Source organism: Paenibacillus rhizoryzae (assembly GCF_059686995.1).
Map to the genome: position 1 here is coordinate 303,562 of NZ_JCAALT010000001.1, position 19,758 is coordinate 323,319.

At 49.6% G+C, this 19,758-nt stretch carries 29 protein-coding genes; 28 read left to right on the forward strand and 1 reads right to left on the reverse strand.

The features are described from left to right. Nucleotides 1–98: 98 nt before the first annotated feature. From AC6ESO_RS01310 to AC6ESO_RS01350, 9 genes are all read left to right on the forward strand, one after another. Nucleotides 99–1,511, forward strand: coding sequence for a L,D-transpeptidase (locus AC6ESO_RS01310; protein WP_497089828.1), 1,413 nt, complete (start codon nt 99–101; stop codon nt 1,509–1,511). A gap of 346 nt (nt 1,512–1,857) precedes the next feature. Continuing rightward, nucleotides 1,858–2,958, forward strand: coding sequence for a quinone-dependent dihydroorotate dehydrogenase (locus AC6ESO_RS01315; protein WP_497089829.1), 1,101 nt, complete (start codon nt 1,858–1,860; stop codon nt 2,956–2,958). Nucleotides 2,959–2,973: 15 nt separating this feature from the next. After that, on the forward strand, nt 2,974–3,777 hold the full coding sequence (yjbM, locus tag AC6ESO_RS01320) for a GTP diphosphokinase (RefSeq protein ID WP_494817027.1): 804 nt from the start codon (nt 2,974–2,976) through the stop codon (nt 3,775–3,777). Beyond that, a complete protein-coding gene (locus AC6ESO_RS01325; protein ID WP_494817028.1) occupies nt 3,778–4,236 on the forward strand; it encodes a DUF309 domain-containing protein in 459 nt (152 codons plus the stop codon). A gap of 3 nt (nt 4,237–4,239) precedes the next feature. Beyond that, nucleotides 4,240–5,271, forward strand: a complete 1,032-nt coding sequence (locus AC6ESO_RS01330) for an ABC transporter ATP-binding protein (protein ID WP_497089830.1) — start codon at nt 4,240–4,242, stop codon at nt 5,269–5,271. Then, nucleotides 5,268–6,086 (forward strand): ABC transporter permease, encoded by an 819-nt coding sequence (locus AC6ESO_RS01335; protein ID WP_497089831.1) that lies wholly within the window; start codon nt 5,268–5,270, stop codon nt 6,084–6,086. The genes AC6ESO_RS01330 and AC6ESO_RS01335 overlap by 4 nt, the downstream gene beginning before the upstream one ends. A gap of 7 nt (nt 6,087–6,093) precedes the next feature. Continuing rightward, nucleotides 6,094–6,882: an ABC transporter permease gene (locus tag AC6ESO_RS01340; RefSeq protein WP_497089832.1), complete on the forward strand. Its 789-nt coding sequence runs from the start codon at nt 6,094–6,096 to the stop codon at nt 6,880–6,882. Nucleotides 6,883–7,008: 126 nt separating this feature from the next. Continuing rightward, nucleotides 7,009–7,773: a pseudouridine synthase gene (locus AC6ESO_RS01345; protein ID WP_497089833.1), complete on the forward strand. Its 765-nt coding sequence runs from the start codon at nt 7,009–7,011 to the stop codon at nt 7,771–7,773. Nucleotides 7,774–7,798: 25 nt separating this feature from the next. Further along, nucleotides 7,799–8,599, forward strand: coding sequence for a Cof-type HAD-IIB family hydrolase (locus tag AC6ESO_RS01350; protein ID WP_497089834.1), 801 nt, complete (start codon nt 7,799–7,801; stop codon nt 8,597–8,599). A 74-nt stretch (nt 8,600–8,673) separates the two neighbouring features. Here AC6ESO_RS01350 and AC6ESO_RS01355 read toward each other — a convergent pair whose 3' ends face one another. Further along, entirely contained in the window at nt 8,674–8,766 is a 93-nt protein-coding gene (locus AC6ESO_RS01355) for a sporulation protein YjcZ (RefSeq protein WP_090977881.1), read from the reverse strand. Between the two features lie 280 nt (nt 8,767–9,046). Here AC6ESO_RS01355 and AC6ESO_RS01360 point away from each other — a divergent pair, with 280 nt between their 5' ends. The 19 genes from AC6ESO_RS01360 (at nt 9,047) to AC6ESO_RS01450 (ending at nt 19,677) form a co-directional block, all read left to right on the forward strand. Beyond that, nucleotides 9,047–9,466 carry a GNAT family N-acetyltransferase gene (locus AC6ESO_RS01360; protein WP_497089835.1) on the forward strand — a complete coding sequence of 140 codons (420 nt, stop codon included), beginning with the start codon at nt 9,047–9,049 and terminating at the stop codon, nt 9,464–9,466. Nucleotides 9,467–9,488: 22 nt separating this feature from the next. Next, nucleotides 9,489–10,013: a GNAT family N-acetyltransferase gene (locus tag AC6ESO_RS01365; protein WP_497089836.1), complete on the forward strand. Its 525-nt coding sequence runs from the start codon at nt 9,489–9,491 to the stop codon at nt 10,011–10,013. A 45-nt stretch (nt 10,014–10,058) separates the two neighbouring features. Then, nucleotides 10,059–10,520: an SRPBCC family protein gene (locus tag AC6ESO_RS01370; RefSeq protein WP_497089837.1), complete on the forward strand. Its 462-nt coding sequence runs from the start codon at nt 10,059–10,061 to the stop codon at nt 10,518–10,520. 5 nt (nt 10,521–10,525) lie between these two features. Then, nucleotides 10,526–11,080 carry a GNAT family N-acetyltransferase gene (locus tag AC6ESO_RS01375; protein WP_497089838.1) on the forward strand — a complete coding sequence of 185 codons (555 nt, stop codon included), beginning with the start codon at nt 10,526–10,528 and terminating at the stop codon, nt 11,078–11,080. A gap of 12 nt (nt 11,081–11,092) precedes the next feature. Beyond that, entirely contained in the window at nt 11,093–11,827 is a 735-nt protein-coding gene (locus AC6ESO_RS01380; RefSeq protein WP_497089839.1) for an alpha/beta fold hydrolase, read from the forward strand. A gap of 6 nt (nt 11,828–11,833) precedes the next feature. Continuing rightward, on the forward strand, nt 11,834–12,250 hold the full coding sequence (locus AC6ESO_RS01385; RefSeq protein ID WP_497089840.1) for a GNAT family N-acetyltransferase: 417 nt from the start codon (nt 11,834–11,836) through the stop codon (nt 12,248–12,250). Between the two features lie 28 nt (nt 12,251–12,278). Beyond that, nucleotides 12,279–12,434: a hypothetical protein gene (locus AC6ESO_RS01390; protein ID WP_497089841.1), complete on the forward strand. Its 156-nt coding sequence runs from the start codon at nt 12,279–12,281 to the stop codon at nt 12,432–12,434. A 16-nt stretch (nt 12,435–12,450) separates the two neighbouring features. Further along, complete coding sequence (locus tag AC6ESO_RS01395) at nt 12,451–13,014, forward strand: pyridoxamine 5'-phosphate oxidase family protein (protein WP_497089842.1); 564 nt, start codon at nt 12,451–12,453, stop codon at nt 13,012–13,014. Continuing rightward, a complete protein-coding gene (locus AC6ESO_RS01400; protein ID WP_497089843.1) occupies nt 13,004–13,621 on the forward strand; it encodes a nucleotidyltransferase family protein in 618 nt (205 codons plus the stop codon). Before AC6ESO_RS01395 ends, AC6ESO_RS01400 begins: the two co-directional genes overlap by 11 nt. A 96-nt stretch (nt 13,622–13,717) precedes the next feature. Then, nucleotides 13,718–14,329, forward strand: coding sequence for a LysE family translocator (locus tag AC6ESO_RS01405; RefSeq protein ID WP_497089844.1), 612 nt, complete (start codon nt 13,718–13,720; stop codon nt 14,327–14,329). Between the two features lie 46 nt (nt 14,330–14,375). After that, the gene (locus AC6ESO_RS01410; protein ID WP_497089845.1) at nt 14,376–14,945 is read left to right on the forward strand and encodes a GNAT family N-acetyltransferase; all 570 of its coding nucleotides are present in this window, start codon (nt 14,376–14,378) and stop codon (nt 14,943–14,945) included. Nucleotides 14,946–15,115: 170 nt separating this feature from the next. Continuing rightward, the gene (locus tag AC6ESO_RS01415; protein WP_497089846.1) at nt 15,116–15,535 is read left to right on the forward strand and encodes a GNAT family N-acetyltransferase; all 420 of its coding nucleotides are present in this window, start codon (nt 15,116–15,118) and stop codon (nt 15,533–15,535) included. Between the two features lie 40 nt (nt 15,536–15,575). Continuing rightward, nucleotides 15,576–16,055 (forward strand): TcaA NTF2-like domain-containing protein, encoded by a 480-nt coding sequence (locus tag AC6ESO_RS01420; protein ID WP_497089847.1) that lies wholly within the window; start codon nt 15,576–15,578, stop codon nt 16,053–16,055. A gap of 102 nt (nt 16,056–16,157) precedes the next feature. Then, a complete protein-coding gene (locus tag AC6ESO_RS01425; protein WP_494817046.1) occupies nt 16,158–16,655 on the forward strand; it encodes a GNAT family N-acetyltransferase in 498 nt (165 codons plus the stop codon). A gap of 38 nt (nt 16,656–16,693) precedes the next feature. Continuing rightward, nucleotides 16,694–17,311: a hypothetical protein gene (locus AC6ESO_RS01430; RefSeq protein WP_497089848.1), complete on the forward strand. Its 618-nt coding sequence runs from the start codon at nt 16,694–16,696 to the stop codon at nt 17,309–17,311. Next, on the forward strand, nt 17,301–17,744 hold the full coding sequence (locus AC6ESO_RS01435) for a VanZ family protein (RefSeq protein WP_497089849.1): 444 nt from the start codon (nt 17,301–17,303) through the stop codon (nt 17,742–17,744). The genes AC6ESO_RS01430 and AC6ESO_RS01435 overlap by 11 nt, the downstream gene beginning before the upstream one ends. A gap of 2 nt (nt 17,745–17,746) precedes the next feature. Further along, complete coding sequence (locus AC6ESO_RS01440; RefSeq protein ID WP_497089850.1) at nt 17,747–18,454, forward strand: YjjG family noncanonical pyrimidine nucleotidase; 708 nt, start codon at nt 17,747–17,749, stop codon at nt 18,452–18,454. A gap of 22 nt (nt 18,455–18,476) precedes the next feature. Beyond that, nucleotides 18,477–19,238, forward strand: coding sequence for a phosphoribosylformimino-5-aminoimidazole carboxamide ribotide isomerase (hisA, locus tag AC6ESO_RS01445; protein WP_497089851.1), 762 nt, complete (start codon nt 18,477–18,479; stop codon nt 19,236–19,238). A 37-nt stretch (nt 19,239–19,275) separates the two neighbouring features. Continuing rightward, the gene (locus AC6ESO_RS01450; RefSeq protein ID WP_497089852.1) at nt 19,276–19,677 is read left to right on the forward strand and encodes a DUF2500 domain-containing protein; all 402 of its coding nucleotides are present in this window, start codon (nt 19,276–19,278) and stop codon (nt 19,675–19,677) included. Nucleotides 19,678–19,758 lie beyond the last annotated feature (81 nt).

Below are 19,758 nucleotides of genomic sequence, written 5' to 3' on the forward strand. Positions count from 1 at the left end.
ATTAAAATTTTCACAAAAAAGCTGTGCGGTGCAAACCGTACAGCTTTTTTTGCCGATATAGTAGCTACAACAATTCGAAGAACCGGGGGTTCAGTTTCATGTTCGAGGATCAGAATGACAAATCCTATTTGAAGCGCTACGTACAGAACCATCCAACCAATCGAATGGCGTGGTATCTACTAGGCAAACAATATATGGAAGAAGGCAAGGAAGCGAAGGCCAATTACTGTTTTCTGCAGTCGGGCAGTGTGTATGAAGCCTATGAACGTAAGCAGCATGAGCTGGCTCATGATCCGAGCGCTATGATCGAGCAGTGGAACAAGAAGCGAAGGGTTAGAAATCTATTGACCCGCATCTCAATTGCCTCAGTGGTCTTTCTCGGGATCGTACTGGCAGCGCCTTTCGGGATAGCGAAGGACGAGGCAGAGCAAGAGGCCGGCAAGGATACCGCAGCTGTGCAGAGTCAAACCAATGCGAAAGATGGGCTGAGGGTTGCCTTCATCAAACCGGCAGGAACGAAGACAATAGGCATTGCGCTAGGAGCGTTGTTAACAGGTGGGGGGAATACATCCCAAACCGGATTAGCCGTTATGCTGCAGCGTGATGGGAAATGGAGCAAATGGACAGGGAAGACGCGTATATTGGCGGAGGCGAAACGGGAAACGGAGGCAGATGCTGCCGCGGTCCGTCTGCTTGATCGTCAAACCTGTGATTGCCAGCCGGGAAATACAGCCTCGGCCTACAAAGCCTACACCGAATGGAGCCGCGAGCAAGAAATGCGCTGGACGCTGGGGAGTGCGATTACGCACTATCACGAGCGTACTAAGGCTTGGCCCTCCGGTATGGATGATCTGACGCGCTCTTATCCGAATAATGTCCTGTCCGGAACATCGCCGCAGATGAAGAAGCTGTTTCCGGAGCTGCTGCAGGCAAGTAAGGATCGTGCAGCTGGTAAACCCGCAAGTGGAGGTTCGGCTTCTAATGGAGGGAAAGCCGGAAGCGAAGGCTCAAATTCCAATTCAGCCTCGCAAACCACGGCTTCCGGTTCTTCCGAGACGAAGCTCTCCGATGAACCGCTATCGATTATTGTAGATCCAGACAGCCACCAGCTTGCAGTCGTCTCCGGTGATGTTATTGTCCGCAGTTATACCGTAGGTCTTGGTGGCAAGAAGACACCATCGGGTCAGTTCTTCATCAGTGAGAAGGTGAAGAATCCGAACGGGCGGGATGACAGCGAATTCGGCAGCCGCGGCATGACGCTCTCCAATACCCTTTATGCGATTCATGGGACGGATGATCCGGATAGTATTGGGAAGGATGAGTCACATGGTTGTGTGCGGATGAACAAGAAGGATCTGGAGGAGCTGTACGATCTGGTGCCGCTCGGAACGAAAGTGGACATAAAAAGCGATGTTCTCCCCGGCGCTGCGACTCCGGCTGCTGAGCGTTTCCGCTTGAAGCCGGTGCAGGACGAGACGAACACCGCTGTTGTTTATCGTTGGTTAAGTTAGAACCAGATGCTATTTATTATCAAGAATTAGCAGCACGGCCATCACGATGACGACAACACTGAAAATTGATCCAATCCAAACGAGCGCCTTCTTATTGATTTGTTCTTTGGGCTTGCTCTTCATAATAGGGGGTCTCTTCTTGGCTTGGCTCATGTGGATCAACCTTTCTTTTACTATAAGTGGGTTTGTACCCTTATTGTAATCGTTTTCTTACCTAGATACAACTACTCTACCGGTTGTAAATAAGGGGTTTGCACGCAGGAAAGCCGCGGCAGGCTCTTTCTTTTTCCCTTCTAACACGTTAAACTGTTCGGTAGAGCTAACACGAAGAACGGAGTGAGTTACGTTGTTGTATTCAAAATTGGCCAAGCCTTATTTCTTCCGAATGGATCCCGAGAAAGCTCATCATATGGTCATTGATGGACTACATACCGCAAGCCGTGTTCCGGGAATACCGGCACTGATGCGTGCGATGTACGGTGTTCCGGAAGCGAAAGAGCTTGAAGTCGATCTGTTTGGCCTCCATTTCGCCCATCCGATTGGACTTGCGGCAGGGCTGGATAAGAATGCCAAGGCTGTCGATATGTTCGCGAATATCGGCTTCGGATTTGCCGAGGTAGGAACAGTTACACCTAAAGGACAGATCGGCAATGATCTTCCGCGATTGTTCCGGTTGCCATCCGATGAGGCGCTGATTAACCGAATGGGCTTCAATAATGAAGGTGCGGCTGCGATGGCGGCAAGACTGGCGCAGGATACGAACAGACGTATACCGATCGCGGTCAACATAGGTAAGAACAAGACAACACCAAACGAACTGGCCCACGAGGATTACCGTGCTTGCTTGCAAGCCTTATATACATACGGCGACTTCTTTGTCGTCAACATTAGTTCTCCGAACACCCCGGATTTACGGGCGCTGCAGCATGGTGATGAATTGAGACTTCTATTATCGACCGTAATGGAAGAAATGGCTGTTCAAGCAAAGAAGAACGGCGGTACGCGGAAGGCGGTTCTGGTCAAAATCGCGCCGGATATGACGGACGAGCAGCTCGGCTATACGGTTGATACCATTAAGGCGAGCGGCGTAAACGGCATTATCGCAACAAACACGACAATTAGCCGTGATGGCCTGCAGCATGCGAATGCGAAGGAAACAGGCGGCTTAAGCGGGAAGCCGTTAAAGGACCGATCAACGGAGGTTATTCGCGAGGTCTATCGACAAACCGGCGGAAAACTGCCTATTATTGGTTCAGGCGGCATCTTTACTGCTGCAGATGCATACGATAAAATTCGCGCAGGTGCAAGTCTTGTTGAAATCTACACGGCACTCATTTATCGGGGGCCGGAATTGCTGCGAGAACTTGCGGACGGGCTGAAGGATGCCTTGCGCAGAGATGGATTTAAGTCGATTAATGAAGCAGTAGGAGCAGATCATCGGTCTTAGACAGGAGGCGGCCGGATGGACGGTAGAGACTGGGGACTTTTTTTGCAGCCTTACGAGCAAGCGGTAGAAGAATTAAAGGTGAAGCTGAAGACGCTTCGCACAGAGCTAAAGAATAGGGAAGCTTATTCACCGATCGAGTTTGTAACCGGCCGGGTCAAGCGGATTTCCAGCATTTTGGAGAAGGCGAAACGGTTGTCGGTGCCAATGGAGAATATCGATACCGGCATTGAGGATATAGCGGGCATCCGCATTATGTGCCAATTCGTCGATGATATTCATCGCGTAGCGTCATTTATACGGTTACGGCAAGATTTGAAGCTTGTTTACGAGAAGGATTATATTACGAATTTCAAAGACAGCGGCTATCGAAGCTATCATATGATCGTCGAGTATCCGGTGCAAACGGCAATCGGACTCAAGCATGTATTGGCTGAGATTCAAATCCGTACGCTGGCTATGAATTTCTGGGCGACGATCGAACACTCGCTCAATTATAAATATAAAGAGAGCTTACCGGATGAGGTGCGCGGCCGTCTGAAGAAAGCGGCGGAAGCGGCATCTGTGCTGGATACGGAAATGTCGAGCATTCGCAAAGAAATTCTAAACGCACAGCGGGAGTTTGAAGAGAAGTCGAATATGGTATCCAGCGTGCTAAGCGATATTCAAGAGCTGTATTTCTTCCATCGCGTTCGTGAAGCCGTTCAGTTCCAACTGCGGTTTAATGAGCTGTGGGAGCAAGAAGACGCCTATGGAATCCGGATGCTGTCCGATGAAATTCGAACAGCCATCAATCGGGCGAAGAAAGGCGGCACAACTTAAGTGGGAACGGATCATACGTATGATGAGAGGTTCGTTCACTTTGTAGTGCTGTTTAATGTAGATGAGGATTATTTTGAATGCCATGAAGTGATGGAGGAACTGTGGCTGGAGGAGGGCCGCAATGTCCTCTATCAAGGGCTTCTTCAGGCAGCAGTTGGTCTGCATCACTTCCGTAATGACAATTTCTCCGGTGCGGTTAAGCTATTCACGCAAGCGGAGAATAAGCTTGTCCATTATCCGGACGAGCTGATGGGATTGGACTTAAAGCAGCTGCGGGCAGATATCGCCCAAAGCTTGGCACCGCTTCGTGCGTGGCAGGAGCGAGGTGCAGCGTCCTCTGGCGAGGCACCGCCTGCTTTTGCTCCATTCCGCCTTGCCGTGCTCGATGCCGAACTGCGCGAACTTACGAAAGCGCTTGCGGAAATTCCGTTGGAAAATCGTCTTCATGGAGAGGATTAATCGATGATAGAGGTTCGAGGGTTAACGAAGGTATACCGCGTCCACGTCAGGCAGCCCGGCTTTGCCGCTTCCCTGCGAAGCTTATGGCACCGGGAATACCGGGAGGTGCGAGCGGTAGACGGTATCGATTTTCATATCCCGGAGGGACAGATCGTTGGCTTCCTTGGGCCAAACGGTGCGGGAAAAACAACGACAATGAAGCTGCTAACAGGTCTTCTGCATCCGACTTCGGGTCAGATCAAAGTAGGCGGCTTTATTCCGTTTCAGCAGCAGAATGCGTTCAAGAAACGAGTGAGCCTTGTGATGGGGCAGAAAAGCCAGCTGATCTGGGACATCCCGGCCTCGGAAACGTTTCTCATTCACAAAGAAGTCTACGATATTGCGCCGGCTGACTATCGCCGGCGGATCGATTATTTTACGGAAATGCTGGATCTCTCCGCAGTAATTGATAAGCCCGTTCGTCAACTGTCACTCGGGGAAAGAATGAAATGCGAGCTGGTCGCCGCACTGCTGCACCGGCCCGATCTGGTGTTTCTCGACGAGCCGACCATCGGACTCGATGTGAATATGCAGGAAGCGATGCGCAGGTTCATCTCCTCGTATAACCGTGATTATAAAGCAACCATCCTGCTGACAAGTCACTATATGGCAGATGTATCTGCGTTATGTGAGCGGGTGCTGGTTATCAACCACGGTAAGTTGCTCTATGATGGCGCAATCAGCAAGCTCATTGATCGGTTCTCGCCGCATAAACGGATTTCCCTGGTATTAGGTGATCCGGTTGCGGCAGAAACCGTTCAAGCGGCTGTACATAGCGGCGGCGGAAGGCTTGTATCGTATGTGTATCCACAGCTCGAAGTGGAAGCACCGCGCGAGGATGTGACCGGTTTATCGGCTAAGCTGCTCACTTCTCTGCCCGTCGTCGATTTGACGATTGAGGATCCTTCCCTAGAGTCGGTCATCGGAATGGCTTATGCGAATTCAGAAGATCCGAAGCAGGAGCAGGCACAGCTGCCGAAGGAGATCGGCGTATGATGCTTGCGGCAGGGGCCTTCTGGCGTAAGTATGCGGTCGTCTTCAAAGCGGATTGGGCGATCATGATGGCCTATCGAAGCGAGAGTTTAATCTGGATGTTCGGTGCATTCGTGCAGCCTCTGGTCAGCTTGGCCGTATGGACATCACTTAGCGGCAGCGGCTCTATTGCCGGGTATCGTGCGTCAGATTATGTGCTCTATTTCTGTGCGGTGCTGGTCGTGGACCGTCTCACGCGATCATGGGACGTTTATGAGCTGGACAATGATATCCGGCAAGGGACCTTCTCCGGGAAGCTGCTTCGGCCTTTTCATCCGATCCATTGGAGTATCAATGGGAATCTCGTTTACAAAATCTTCTTCGCGGTGCTGATGATCCCGTCTTGGCTGATTCTTGCCCTGTTCGTTCCCTCGATGCGAACGACAGTCGGGCTCGGGACGTTTGGTCTTGTGCTGCTAGCTGTTGCGCTATCGTCGGCGTTACGGTTTCTGATCGGATACATGTTCGGCTTGCTTGCATTCTGGAGCAATCGGGCGACTGCAGTGTATGCCTTGTACGAAGGTGTTCATCTGTTTCTATCCGGACGGATCGCACCGTTGTCGATGTTTCCGGATTGGGTTACTTATGCGGCTAAGTATTTGCCTTTCTATGTAACAGTCGCGTTCCCTGTTGATCTGCTTACGGGTAGATTGCAAGGTGAGCCGCAGCAAATCTTAGTTGGATTCGTTCAGCAGCTGGGCTGGCTTCTCGCATTGCTGCTCTTATTCCGTGTCATGTGGCGGCAGGGACTTAAACGCTACGGCGCGTCGGGAGGATGATGGCGGTATGAGGCGAGCTTATCGATTGTTTCGAACTTTCTTCCATGCGTGCCTTGCTGAAGAATTTGAATACCGGGCTAACTTTGCCGCAAACTTAGGCTCCACTTTGTTCTCGCTAGCGATGTCGATTCTGACGGTCGTATTATTCTTCTACCGTTCGTCTTCGCTTGGCGGCTGGTCGTTTGATGAAGTACTTGCTCTTCTTGGCGTATTCAATGCGCTGCATGGCTTCGTGGAGCTGTTTCTACAGCCCAATATGTCGCGGCTGGTCGCACACATTCGGCAAGGGACCCTCGACTTCGTCTTGCTGAAGCCGGTGGACAGCCAGTTTTTCGTCAGTTTCCGGCATCTCGTGCTGTGGCGTTTCGCCGATATTGGTCTGGGGCTTGGATTGACAGGTTATGCAGTATGGCGAATAATGGGGCTGCCAAGCTTTGGCGGCGCAGTGATGTTTGGTTTGTTGTTTATGGCGTCGCTTGTTATCATCTATGCGCTCTGGACAGGCATGATGGTCATGTCCTTCTGGGCGGTTAAGGTCGATAATTTGGCGTTCTTGTTCGGTTCGTTATTCGAAACATCGCGATATCCGGTCAGCGTTTATAAAGGCGCGCTTCGATTAGCTCTCTTGTATGTCATGCCGATTGGGCTTGTGACAACGGTCCCCGCCGAGGCATTGATTGGACGTTTCGATGCCTCGCATGCAATCGGCGCTTTGCTGCTGGCGATGCTGTTTCTACTGGCGGCTCGCTTGTTATGGAAGCGGGCATTGCGGGCTTATACGAGCGCCAGCAGCTAAAATGATAGTCCCCGTTTGCGGCAGAATGCCCGCGGGGGCTGTTTTTGTTTTTACCCGGGTGTTGGTCAAGCCAGCGCCTTTATTATACAATGGTTGAAGATGATGCATGTTGGAGGCGTAAAGGGAATGGCAAAACGGATGCGGCTGGATAAGCTGCTGGCAAATATGGGGTTTGGAACGCGCAGTGAAATTAGACGTGCTGTGAAGCTGGGAAGAGTGACCGTGGATGGTGCGGTGGTCAAAGATTTCGGCTTGCAGCTTGATCCTGAAGCAGCGGTGGTACGCTTCGATGAAGAAGAAGTGATTTACCGCGAGACAATCTATGTCATGCTGCATAAACCGCAAGGCGTGGTATCGGCGACGGAGGATTCGCGAGATCGTACGGTGATCGACTTGTTGGATCCCGAGGATCGGGTGCTGCAGCCGTTTCCTGTTGGACGGCTGGATAAGGATACAGAGGGATTGCTGCTGCTGACAAACGATGGGAAGCTGGCACATGATCTGCTTTCCCCGAAGAAGCATGTACCGAAGCTATATGAAGCAATCGTGCACGGAGACGTGGATGCGCGTGATCAAGAGGCTTTCGCAGCAGGCGTGACGCTGGATGACGGCTATGAGACCATGCCGGCCGAGCTTGTTATTGGCGAGAAGGAAACCAAGGAAGACGGCATTTACAGCCGGATTACGCTGACCATTCACGAAGGGAAATTTCATCAGGTGAAGCGGATGTTCGAAGCCGTCGGCAAGACGGTTGTTTATCTTCGCCGCAATGCGATGGGACCGCTTCAGCTCGATCCGGAATTGCCGCTCGGCTCCTATCGTCCACTTACTGAAGAAGAATTAATGCAATTGCAATCCGTTCATAAGAAGGCGGATGCATCCGAAGACTGACAGAGATAAGAGAGGCTGACATAGGATGGGAACAATAAACTACGATATTATCGCATTAGATGTTGATGGAACGCTGCTAACGGACAATCATGAATTGACACCAGCCGTGAGAGAGGCCGTAAGAGAAGCTCACGCACGAGGCGCGGAAATCGTCTTATGCACAGGCAGAGGGCCGGCTAATGCATTGCCTGTACTGGATGCGCTGGGGTTATCGGGTACGATGATTACCCACAATGGCGCAGCTACGATTGATGCGGAGAAGCGTAAAGTGCTGCACCAATATAGCATTGATGCCACTGAAGTAGCCCGGTTCCGTGATTATAGCTTACAGGGCGGGCATCATTTTGACATTAATACCGCGTTTGACATGCTGGTCGAAGGGATAAGTCCGGAGGCGGCAGAGATGTACCGCAAGTACGAAGCCAAACCGGTCATGCGCGATCCGAAGGATCCGTTGCCGGATGGACTTGTGAAATTTACGTTGTTCGGCAGCATTGAAGATCTCAATCTCATTGAAGCGGAATGGAATGGCTGGGAGCATGGGCTGCAGCACATTCGCAGCGGCGACTATTTCATCGATGTTCAGCACAAAGAAGCAAGCAAAGGAACGGCACTGCGGAAGCTTGCCGAAGTGCGGGGCGTCGATCCGAGCCGCGTAATGGCGATCGGGAACTATTTCAACGATGTGGGCATGCTGAAGTTTGCAGGTCTCGGTGTTGCGGTTGCGAACTCGCCGGATGGCGTGAAGGAAGCGGCGGATGTCGTGACCCTATCCAACCAAGAAGATGGCGTTGCAGCAGCACTACAAACCTACGCGTTCGTATAACATGAAAAACCGTCGAGGGGGTTAAATCCCTCGACGGTTTTTGCATATCAGATCGTGGCTATATTCCTACAGGATTAGTACATAAACCCGCGGGATACGATGACCAGCAGTATGAAAAGTACCAGGATCACGCCAGCAGAAGTAAAGCCTCCGTGCATACCGGACATGCAAATTCCTCCCTTAAAGGTAATTTCCGGCGCCAGATTGTGCAACTTGCGGTTGGTTTTCTTGGCACTCGGTATACAGTATTGTATGAAATCCACGTCATAGCGATTGGACAGATGCCCTCGTTCTCTCACAATTGGGCATTTGTCTTAGGGAGAATGTCTTCGGTTTGAGACAGCCGTACCTGAGACAAATGAAGGCGTTACAATGCCTATAGACGTTTGCGGAATGGTCAAGTATGCTAGGAAAAACAGGTAATTAGTGGGAATGGAGGGGCCGTGCATGAACGTTACTTATAAGGAATTTGAAATTAGTGATGACAAAGAGCGCCTGAATCTCGAGACTGTGAAAAGGTTCCTGGAACAAAGCTATTGGGCAAGCAATCGCTCACTTGAGCGCGTGGAGAAGTCGATCTCCAATTCGTTAGTTTACGGGATTTACAAAGGGGATACACAAGTAGGCTTTGCCCGGGCCGTGACGGACGGCGCGACGATGTACTGGTTATGCGATGTTTTCATAGATGAAGCCTTCAGAGGCCAAGGACTTGGCAAGAAGCTGGTAGAAGCGGTAACGGAGTCGGAGCCGCTCAAGGAGCTGATGGGTTTGCTTGGCACACGTGATGCGCATGAGTTGTACGAGCAATATGGTTTCATACGGGACGGAGATCGTTTTTTGCGGAAGCCGTCTTCCTACAGCGTTTAAGGATGGGGAGTGAACATACGATTTGATTACGATTCGAACGGAAGCGCCTGCTGATCGAGAAGCGGTTCGGCGGGTGAATGCGGAAGCCTTCGACAAGAGGGAATACGAAACGAAGCTTGTAGAGTCAATTCGGCTATCTGATTCATTTATCGAATCTTTATCTCTTGTTGCTGAATCGGAGCAGGGCGTTATCGGCCATGCCTTATTCAGTAAAGCAAATATCGTGGTCGGAGAGACGAACCATGAAGTTATCGTGCTAGCGCCGATCGCGGTTCTGCCCGCGTTTCAGAAGCAAGGTGTTGGCAAGAAGCTGATCGAAGAGGGATTAACGCGCAGCCGTGAGCTCGGATATCCGGGAGTGCTGCTCATTGGACATCCGGAATATTACCCTCGATTCGGTTTCCGGCCAGCCCGTACATTTGGGCTAACGCTCAAGCAATTTGAAGTGTCGGATGACGTGTATATGGCAGTAGAATTGACCGATGGAGCCTTGCTTGCTTTAGAAGGCGGGGAATTGAGATATCCTGATGCGTTCTTCGGCAGCTAAGAACAGAAGCAGTAGACCGGCATTTATGAACGAGGTGACTTCGCGGTGGTAACTGTAGAGACGGAAGTGTTGATCGACGCGCCTATTGAGGTGTGTTTTGACTTAGCCAGAGATATCGATGTGCATACCCGCACCGTATGGCGTCATACGAAGGAGAAAGCAGTTGCCGGCGTGACAAGCGGTCCGATCGGGCTGAACGAGACGGTGACCTTCGAAGCGACGCATTTCTTCGTGAGACAACGTTTGACATCGAAGATTACGGAATTTCGTGCGCCGTATTTCTTTGTGGATGAGACGCAGCGCGGGGCTTTCAAGTATTTGCGACATGAGCATAGGCTCGAATCCCAAGAAGGCAAGACGCTTATGAAAGATAGACTAACCTTTGCCGCTCCGCTTGGCCCACTCGGCTGGGCAGTGGAACGACTCGTATTGAAGCGATACATGCGCCGCTTCCTTGAGGATCGGAATATACAGGTGAAACGCATCGCAGAAGAGCGCAGGGAGTGAACGCAATGATCTCTATGATGCCATTTCCAATACTTGAAACGTCGAGACTCCTCCTTCGCCAATTAAACGAAGCGGATGCCGGAGCGTTATATGATTATTTTAGGCTGGATGAGGTTACAGTCTATTATGATCTGGAGAGTTTCACTGATCGGCAGCAAGCCGTGGCGCTTATCGAAAGCTGGAACAACCGTTTCGATCGCTCGGAGGGGATTCGCTGGGCTGTAACTTGGAAAGAGACAGGCGATCTCATAGGAACATGCGGCTATCACTATTGGGCCAAGGAGCATTATAAAGCCGAAATTGGCTATGAGCTTCATCCTGGCTACTGGCGCCAAGGCATCATGACCGAAGCGCTGAAGGCAATTCTGGCTTATGGGTTCAAGGAGATGGAATTGAACCGAATCGAAGCGTTTATCGATCCGGCCAATGACAGCTCACGGAGACTGCTTATGAAGAGCGGTATGCGTGAAGAAGGGATAATGCGCGATTATTTCTATGAGAAGAACAGTTTCGTGGATGCGGTATTGTTTGCGGTACTGAAGCGAGATCAAGCTGTTTAGGAGGCGAGTCGTATGAGATTCATGTCCGGATTCGCGGATAACGACGGTGTGCGCATTCATTATTATGATTCGATCAATCATGCGAGTCTAGATCGCGAGCCCCTGCTTATATGTCCCGGCCTATCGGAAACGGCAGAAGAATATGTCGATTTACTCGCATATCTGCTGCCCAGACGATGTGTCGTTCTTTCTTTCCGAGGCAGGGGAAATAGCGACACGCCGGAGTGCGGCTATCATTTGGACGAGCATGCGAGTGATATCGAAGCTGTCGTTCGAACGCTTGATTTACAGCAATTTCATTTGTTCGGACATTCCAGAGGTGCTTCGTATGCGCTCGGTTACGCCGAAACACAAAATGCGCGGCATATTCTCTCCCTGCTATTAGGCGATTACCCGCCGGAGCATCGGCAAATGCCAAGCGATTGGGCTGACGCGTACATCAACGATTATTTGATCCCGTTTCAGCGAACTTCGAATATACGAACAGAAGCGGTGCGGGGCATTGGGCGAGAATCCAAGCTTGTTGCCCTTGACGCTCCGTCTGTACTGCCGGCACTTATTTTACGAGGAACACTAGAAGGATCGCTTATTAATGATTCAGATTTGCAGCGATATCATGACAAGTTCCGGCATCTTAAAGTAGAGGAATTTCATCGCTCCGGCCATGACCTCATGGGGACGGAGAGGGACGGTTGTTATGCGGCCATTCGAGATTTTATATCAGCTGTAGATTCGGTAAAGGGGTAAAATAGGATGCTTACGATTAGATTCGGTAACCAAGGTGATCTGGAGACCGCTCTGGGCTGGGATCGCCATACGCCAAAACATATCCTGTCATGGAAGCTCGATCACAAGGATATTATTATGGCAGAGCAGCAGAATGAATGTGTGGGATACATCAAGCTGGAGCATCTATGGTCACAGTTTCCGTATATCGGTTTAGTTAAAGTGGAAGAAGGACTGCGGGGAAACGGAATCGGCAAGCAAATGCTCGAATTTGTGCAGGCCCATCTCAAACAGCAAGGAGTGGCGAAGCTTTACAGCTCTTCGCAAGCCGATGAACCCGCACCTCAACTGTGGCATCGCAAAATGGGCTTTATCGAATGCGGCATTCTCAGCGGTATCAATGACGGCGGTGTCGGTGAACTGTTTTTTGTGAAGGAGCTCTAATGTTTGTGAGGGGCATGGAGGCGGTAATATGAATGTTATCATCGTAATTTTACTTCTATTCATCGTTATCTTGTTAATCGAAATAAACAGCAAGCTGCCGAAACGATCGAAACGCGATCCGGGAAAAGAAGCCTTGAACCGGGATTTGCGGGCAAGGCGCAAGCAAGAACAAGAGGACCACTAATCGTAGAGGTGATGATATGGGGACAGCTTATTCATCCATTCTTCCGGAGCATGCCGAATTTATCGCGAATCAGAAAATGTTTTTTGTCGGAACAGCCGCCGCCGAGGGTCATGTGAATCTATCGCCTAAAGGCCATGATGCCTTTCGCATCTTGACGCCTAACCAAGTGGCCTATCTGGATCTAACCGGAAGCGGGAACGAGACGAGCGCTCATCTGTCGGCTACCGGCCGCATTACCTTTATGTTCGTAGCCTTTGAAGGAAAGCCGCTCATTCTGCGATTGTATGGCACGGGACGTGTTGTTCTTCCAAGCTCCCCGGAGTGGGAGGAGACTGCAGCGCCGTTCCATTTGTATCCGGGCTACAGGCAAATTATCGTGGCTGATATTGATATTGTCAAAACCTCATGCGGCTTCAGCATCCCGTATTATTCGTACGAAGGGGAACGTGATTTGCTTCTCAAATGGGCGGTCAATCAAGGAGAAGAGAAGCTGGCGCAATATCGCGCCAACAAGAATAGTACCAGCATGGACGGCTATCTGACATCAATAGGGATGGAGTTCGCAGCAGATGAAGGATGATCATATGAGTTCTCTTAGTGATGTTCAGGCACAATCAGAGTTGGACATAGACGATGAAATTGCACTCGCGGAGCAATTGAAGCTGATATTGCGGGGGAACGAATCACTGATGCAAGATCTTCAGCTCGTTTCGAGCCTGCGGCTTCCGCAATGTTACCTTGCAGCAGGTTACATACGTAATTTGGTTTGGGATCATCTGCATGGTTACCCTTACCGGGCGACACATGATGATATCGATGTGGTCTACTTCGATCAGGAGCATCTCGATGAAGAGAGGGATGGCGAAGTTGAGCGTCAATTGGCGGATTGCACCGGGAATACGAAATGGTCGGTCAAAAACCAAGCCAGAATGCATATTCGCAATGGCAGCGCCCCTTATCTCTCAACGGAAGATGCGCTCATGCGCTGGCCGGAAACAGTCACTTCAATCGGTGCGCGATTGAATGATCGCAATCAATTGGAGCTGTGCTGCCCGAACGGTTTATCTGATTTATTCCAGATGCAGGTACGTCAGAGTCCTTATTTTGAAGATCGGGCGTATTATTTGGAGCGTATTCAGCGGAAAGCTTGGCGCACACTCTGGCCGAAATTAGTAGTTGTGGAATAAGACAATTTGGAAGCAGATGCTCAGCGGTGCGATTTTCGGTTACAATAAGTATAGTTATACGAATATACATCTAGATAGATACAGGGGTCTGACCACATGAGCATGGTAGTAAAAGGAATTATTATTGGATTATCGATTGCAGCACCGGTGGGACCCATCGGCATTTTGTGCATGAAGAGAACGATTAATCAAGGACGCCTGTACGGCGCGGTAGCCGGTTTAGGTGCGGCGACCGCCGATGGCATTTACGGGTTAATTGCCGCTTTCGGATTTGATGCGATTACGACCGGGTTAGTAGCTCAGCAGATGTGGATTCGATTGATTGGCGGGTTGTTCCTTTGTTATTTAGGCTATCAATCCTTCCGCTCCAGTGCGGCGGATGCCAACGTGGAACCGCGAAAGAGCCGTAACGTTGCAGCTGCTTACCTCACGACCTTCTTGTTGACCATTACGAATCCAATGACGATCTTATCGTTCCTCGGTATTTTCGCAGGGCTTAACATTATGGGTTCATCTACTGCGGATTCAGTAACACTTGTAGTCGGTGTTTTTGCGGGTTCTATGCTCTGGTGGTTGTTCCTAAGCGTTGTCATAGGGGCGATTAAACAAACCTTGAATGCCCGTGCCATGCTAGTGATCAATCAAATCTCGGCATCTGTATTACTGGTTTTCGGGGTCTATTCGCTCTATCAGGTTTTCTCGTCGTAGACACAAGACATGGATTTGAACAAAGCAACTAGAAGGATGATGGACCATGAACAAACTAAATGTAACATTGAAGACGAAACATCTTACGCTTCGGATGATTGACGAATCCGATACGTCGAAGGTTTATGATTTTGTCCTGCGGAACAGAGAAGCGCTCATCCCGTGGGAGCCGGTCAGAACCCATGAATATTACACAGCGGAGTATCAGAAACAGCTTATTCAAAGCGATATGCAAAGCATTCACAGCGGGCAGAGCGTGAAGTTCTGGATTTGTAGAAACGATCATCCGAAAGGGGATCTGATTGGGACGGTTACGCTTAACAATATCGTCAGAGGGGCATTTCATTCCTGCCACCTCGGGTATAGGATGGACATCGCTGAGCGCAACAAAGGGTATATGAAGGAAGCGCTGGCCCATACGATTTCGTATGCATGGCAAGAATTGAATCTTCACCGCATCGAGGCGAATATTATGCCGCGAAATACGGCTTCCCTCAAAGTCGTGGAGCAGCTTGGTTTCAAGCATGAAGGGCTGGCGAAGGATTACCTCCGCATAAACGGGAAATGGGAGGACCACATTCATATGGTGCTGCTGAACCCGTCGTGGGATGAGTGATATCGGTTAATCGAAGGCGAGAATGCATCTTAAGGGCATTCCAGTTGAAGCGGGTTTCGTGGTAAAATAAGTAGCATGTCTCCATTGGATATGTAGGAAGCGAAGGTAACGTAGAAATGCTATCACTGATGAAATCAACGCATGAACATATAGCTAATGAGCTGACGGTTTTGAACTCAAATCCGTATTTTAATTCCATTTCCAAAGATAAAGAACAGCTGACGGATGCAGACATTGCTGCTGATTTGAAGGATGCAGCACAAGTCGGAGCTGAACGATATATCATACGTGAGCAAGGAAACGACATTGGTATTCTCGAGTTTCTCATGCACAATCCCAATGATTCCTGTACATGGATTGGTCTGTTAGTCATACATGGCGCTTATCAAGGGCTAGGTTATGGGCATGCTGCATTGGAACTGTTCGATTCCATCATGCGTGAACGCGGCGTGACTTCTCATCGGCTTGGCGTATTGCTTTCGAATGCGGCAGCCCATACATTCTGGAAGCGTAATGGCTGTGTGCAAGTAAAGCCTGCCGTGCTTCCTGACGGTAAAGATATCATCATTTATGAACGAACCGTCCGTTAGTTGGATGAGAAAGAAATTATAAGACGGGAGCATACATACGATGTACAGAACGGCGACGCTTTGCTTGCTGCTAAGCTTTCTTCTGCTGCTTAGTGCCTGTACAGCCAAAGACGAACCTAATAAAGACCAAGGCCCGGTTACCGGTGAACAAATCGACTATCAAGAGACGGGCGCCAACCGCGTCATGAACGCATATGAGGAATCCATGGTCGAGGCGATCAACAAGAAACGGTTCTCTTTGGTGGAAGGCTTGCTGGACCCGGCCGGTCCCCTCTATAAGCAGCAAGAAAGCCTGGTAAGACGGCTAAGCGATAAGAATATTAAAGAAAAGCTCATTCGCTACCAAATCATGAATATCCAGAAAATCAACGGCGAATACAAGTTTTATATTATCGAGAAAATCGGCATCTATTATACGGATGGCCGTTCTTCAATAAATGAGTACAATTGGATCTATACGGTAACGGAGAACACAAGCAATAAGTCGTTTAAGGTATACAGTATTGAACGGTGGGAATAGAACGAGTCGTTAAACATAGGCGGGCAGGTGAAGGCTCCATCTGAGCTGTCTGCCTGCCTTCCTTGCAACTAAATAAGAATCGAATTACGAGGTGCAACTATCATGAGAGAACTAGCGTTTGAGAATTATACAGACCAATATTTGGAACAGGTGCGCCAAACGTACAATTATTTTGTGGAAAATACGACCGTTTCGTTTGATATGCAGCCGTATTCATTGGAGCAGATGAAGCAATTAATCGAACCGACGGCTGATATCTATCGTTCCTATATCGTGAAGCTGGATGGGCAATACGCCGGTTATGCGCTGCTCACTCAGCATAAGAAGCGCCCTGCGTTTCAGGTAACGGCGGATGTAACGATTTATCTTGATCCGGCATTTACGGGCAAGGGGATTGGACGAGAAGCGATGGTGTTTATCGAAGGGGTTGCGAGGGAGTTGAAATTCCATTCCTTGGTAGCGCTGATCTGCACCGAGAACGACAGCAGTATGGCGTTGTTTAAGAAGTTGGGCTACGAGCAAGTCGCATGCTATAAAGAAATTGCTTACAAATTCGACCGCTGGCTCGACTTGGCGTCCTTTCAGAAGATTTTGAGGTAACATATACTCGATAATGATTTGTATGGGCGGGATGCTGTGTGATTCATGGCAATCGAATGAGCATCGCAGTCAGGGCTGCGTTTATAGCCGTTATCATCCTAGCGGCTGCCGGCTGCAGCAATAAGACGGCGGATCTGGAGCAGCAGGTGGTATCGCAGCAGAAGCAGCTAACGGAATTGCAGGAATCAAACAATAAGCTCTCCGCACAGCTGAAGGCATCGGAAGGGAAAGTTGCAGCGTTAACGACTGAGAAGGAGCAGCTTACTGCGCAGGCTGGGGAGCTTATCGCACATGCTGAACTGCTTACCAAGGAAAGTAAGCAAGCGGCACTCATTGATAAGGAAATTCCAGCTGACGTGTTAGCGTTTCTATTTGATTATTTACATACCGTTCAATTAAAGCCAGATGCTTCAGCAAAAGTGTGGGAAGACTACTTTGTCGATAGCGAGAGAACCAAATGGTTTATCGATGCCATTCTTTCGCAACCGGAGCTCTCGTATACCAAGCTGACCTATCAAGGAGAAACAGTCTACAAGAAGCCGGGCAAAACGAACCGAATCATCGGTATCCATGCATTCAAGGCAGATGAGCAGGTTGACGCCTATTCCCTTTCCAATGTGAATAATACGGGCTGGAAGATTGCCGATGTCGATTAATAGGACGGATTTCATGGTGAAGAAGCTGATCGGCCTAATTACGATCCTCTATTTATTGCTGCTCTTCTATTGGATGTTTATCGGCTTTGGCCGCTCGGGAACGCAGTGGTCGGGCTATCGCTATAATCTCGTTCCGATGCGTACCATTAGACTGTATTTCGATCACGCAGACAGCTTTACACCTACGCATTGGCTGGTTAACATTATAGGTAATGTGGCGGTGTTTGTCCCATTCGGACTCTCGATTCCGTATTTATTCCGGGTTCGAATCCTGCGTCTAACGCTGCTTAGCGTCATCGTGCTATTCATACTCGAACTGCTGCAGCTGCTGCTTCATCGCGGCAGCTTCGATATTGACGATATTCTACTAAATACGGTAGGCGTGCTCGCAGGAGCGGGACTCTACAGCATGATTCGAAGGCGGGTGTGCTAGCTGTGTATAAAGCGATTTTGTTCGATTTGGACCAAACCCTGCTGGACTATAATACAAGCGAGTTCGAGTCCATGCAGAGCACCATTATGCATCATAGGCTCCCTGAACTTGCCGGCTTTGAATGGGAAAAATTCCGTTCCTTGTATGCTGCAATCAATTGGACGTATTGGATCGAGCGAACGGAGCGGAAGCTCCATATCTCGGAAGTATTGACCTATTCTTTTCGCGATACGCTCGTGCAATTGGGACATGATGACAATTTATCGATCGATTTAGCCCAGACGTATTGGGAGTTCTTCTGTTCCAACTGCCATCTTATGGACGGTACGGAAGCGCTGCTCTCCACGCTGTATGGCCGTTATCCGCTTGGCGTGATATCGAACGGTGTTGGCGAGGCGCAGCGAAAACGGCTAACGGCAGGCGGTCTTTCGCATTATTTTGACCATCTGTTCATTTCGGATGAAGTGGACTGCCGTAAGCCGGAGCGGCGAATATTCGATCTAGCCATTCAATCACTCGGTGTGAACCGGCAGCAGGTGTTGTTTGTCGGCGATTCCTTAACCGATGATTACATCGGTGCGCAGAACGCAGGAATTGATTTCTGTTATTTCAACCCCGGAAGAGGGTCGTTTGATCCGATGATTCGACCGACGTTCATGATTCATTCTTTAGCTGAGCTGCATGCACTATTGGAAGTGCCGAACGAGTAGTAGAGAGAGGAAGAGGACATCCGTGAAATTCAGACCTTGTATTGATTTGCATCATGGCAAAGTAAAACAAATTGTCGGGGAAACCCTTGGCGCGGGCAATAAGCAGGTGGTCGAGAACTTTGTATCCGAGCATGAATCGGACTATTACGCAGCTATGTTCAAACGGGACCAGCTGACCGGAGGACACGTGATCATGCTGGGCGGCGGCAACGAAGAAGCGGCTTTATCCGCATTGCGCGCTTATCCGGGCGGTTTGCAAATTGGCGGAGGCATTCACGCAGAGAATGCTGCTCAATACTTAGAAGCGGGAGCCACACACGTCATCGTAACCTCTTATATATTCCGAGACGGCGAGCTCGATATGAATCATTTGCAGCGGATTGTCTCTGAAGTAGGCAAGGAGAGGCTCGTAATCGATTTAAGCTGCAAGAAGCGGGATGACGAATGGTTTGTAGTGACCAATCAGTGGAAAACATTCAGCGAGTTCCGAGTCAATGAGTCTCATCTTCGCGAGCTGGCTCAATATTGCGACGAGTACTTGGTCCATGCGGTAGACGTAGAAGGCAAACGTACAGGTATATTGGCAGATTTGGCGCAGCAGCTTGCCGGTTGGGTGACCATTCCAACGACGTATGCCGGCGGAGCCAGGTCGTTTGAAGATTTAGAACTTTTCCGTTCGCTTACGTCAGGTAAGCTTGATATTACAATCGGCAGTGCTCTCGATATATTTGGCGGCAGTTTATCCTATGATGAAGTTGTAACCTACTGCGGCAATCGCTCGTAATAGAGGTATATTCTAACAATGAAGGAGAGGTGATCAAATGGGTTCGATGGATCCTTTTACAGCAGGCGATCGTATGTTCAGCTTCATGAGTATTATTTTTCCGTTGATGTTTCTACTTGTGTTTGGTTTGATCATCTACGGCATCATTGCCTCTATTCGTCAATCGCAGCGGAATAATAAACAGCCGATCTTGACCGTTCAAGCGAATATCGTCAATAAGCGGACGAATGTGAGAAGCAGTTCAACCCATCATCACAACAACGATGGCATTCTCAATCATTCTTCCAGCACGAGCACGGACTACTACATTACGTTCCAAGTGGAGAGCGGCGATCGCATGGAATTTGAAGTGAGCGGTCAGGAATCCGGCATGCTGGCTGAAGGCGACATCGGAAGATTGACTTTTCAAGGTACACGGTACCTAGGCTTTCAACGGTAAGTAAAGTAGGATGTAACCGATTCGATTAGAGCGGCCCGAACCTCACATGTGAGGCTCGGGCTTTTTTATTTTGCGTACTCA

Bases quoted from the DNA above. Each gene is read 5' to 3' on its own strand.
- AC6ESO_RS01310 (WP_497089828.1), top strand. From the start codon at position 99: ATGTTCGAGGATCAGAATGACAAATCCTATTTGAAGCGCTACGTACAG.
- yjbM (WP_494817027.1), top strand. From the start codon at position 2,974: ATGGACGGTAGAGACTGGGGACTTTTTTTGCAGCCTTACGAGCAAGCG.
- AC6ESO_RS01330 (WP_497089830.1), top strand. From the start codon at position 4,240: ATGATAGAGGTTCGAGGGTTAACGAAGGTATACCGCGTCCACGTCAGG.
- AC6ESO_RS01335 (WP_497089831.1), top strand. From the start codon at position 5,268: ATGATGCTTGCGGCAGGGGCCTTCTGGCGTAAGTATGCGGTCGTCTTC.
- AC6ESO_RS01340 (WP_497089832.1), top strand. From the start codon at position 6,094: ATGAGGCGAGCTTATCGATTGTTTCGAACTTTCTTCCATGCGTGCCTT.
- AC6ESO_RS01345 (WP_497089833.1), top strand. From the start codon at position 7,009: ATGGCAAAACGGATGCGGCTGGATAAGCTGCTGGCAAATATGGGGTTT.
- AC6ESO_RS01350 (WP_497089834.1), top strand. From the start codon at position 7,799: ATGGGAACAATAAACTACGATATTATCGCATTAGATGTTGATGGAACG.
- AC6ESO_RS01355 (WP_090977881.1), bottom strand. From the start codon at position 8,766: ATGTCCGGTATGCACGGAGGCTTTACTTCTGCTGGCGTGATCCTGGTA.
- AC6ESO_RS01360 (WP_497089835.1), top strand. From the start codon at position 9,047: ATGAACGTTACTTATAAGGAATTTGAAATTAGTGATGACAAAGAGCGC.
- AC6ESO_RS01375 (WP_497089838.1), top strand. From the start codon at position 10,526: ATGATCTCTATGATGCCATTTCCAATACTTGAAACGTCGAGACTCCTC.
- AC6ESO_RS01380 (WP_497089839.1), top strand. From the start codon at position 11,093: ATGAGATTCATGTCCGGATTCGCGGATAACGACGGTGTGCGCATTCAT.
- AC6ESO_RS01385 (WP_497089840.1), top strand. From the start codon at position 11,834: ATGCTTACGATTAGATTCGGTAACCAAGGTGATCTGGAGACCGCTCTG.
- AC6ESO_RS01390 (WP_497089841.1), top strand. From the start codon at position 12,279: ATGAATGTTATCATCGTAATTTTACTTCTATTCATCGTTATCTTGTTA.
- AC6ESO_RS01395 (WP_497089842.1), top strand. From the start codon at position 12,451: ATGGGGACAGCTTATTCATCCATTCTTCCGGAGCATGCCGAATTTATC.
- AC6ESO_RS01400 (WP_497089843.1), top strand. From the start codon at position 13,004: ATGAAGGATGATCATATGAGTTCTCTTAGTGATGTTCAGGCACAATCA.
- AC6ESO_RS01405 (WP_497089844.1), top strand. From the start codon at position 13,718: ATGAGCATGGTAGTAAAAGGAATTATTATTGGATTATCGATTGCAGCA.
- AC6ESO_RS01410 (WP_497089845.1), top strand. From the start codon at position 14,376: ATGAACAAACTAAATGTAACATTGAAGACGAAACATCTTACGCTTCGG.
- AC6ESO_RS01420 (WP_497089847.1), top strand. From the start codon at position 15,576: ATGTACAGAACGGCGACGCTTTGCTTGCTGCTAAGCTTTCTTCTGCTG.
- AC6ESO_RS01425 (WP_494817046.1), top strand. From the start codon at position 16,158: ATGAGAGAACTAGCGTTTGAGAATTATACAGACCAATATTTGGAACAG.
- AC6ESO_RS01435 (WP_497089849.1), top strand. From the start codon at position 17,301: ATGTCGATTAATAGGACGGATTTCATGGTGAAGAAGCTGATCGGCCTA.
- AC6ESO_RS01450 (WP_497089852.1), top strand. From the start codon at position 19,276: ATGGGTTCGATGGATCCTTTTACAGCAGGCGATCGTATGTTCAGCTTC.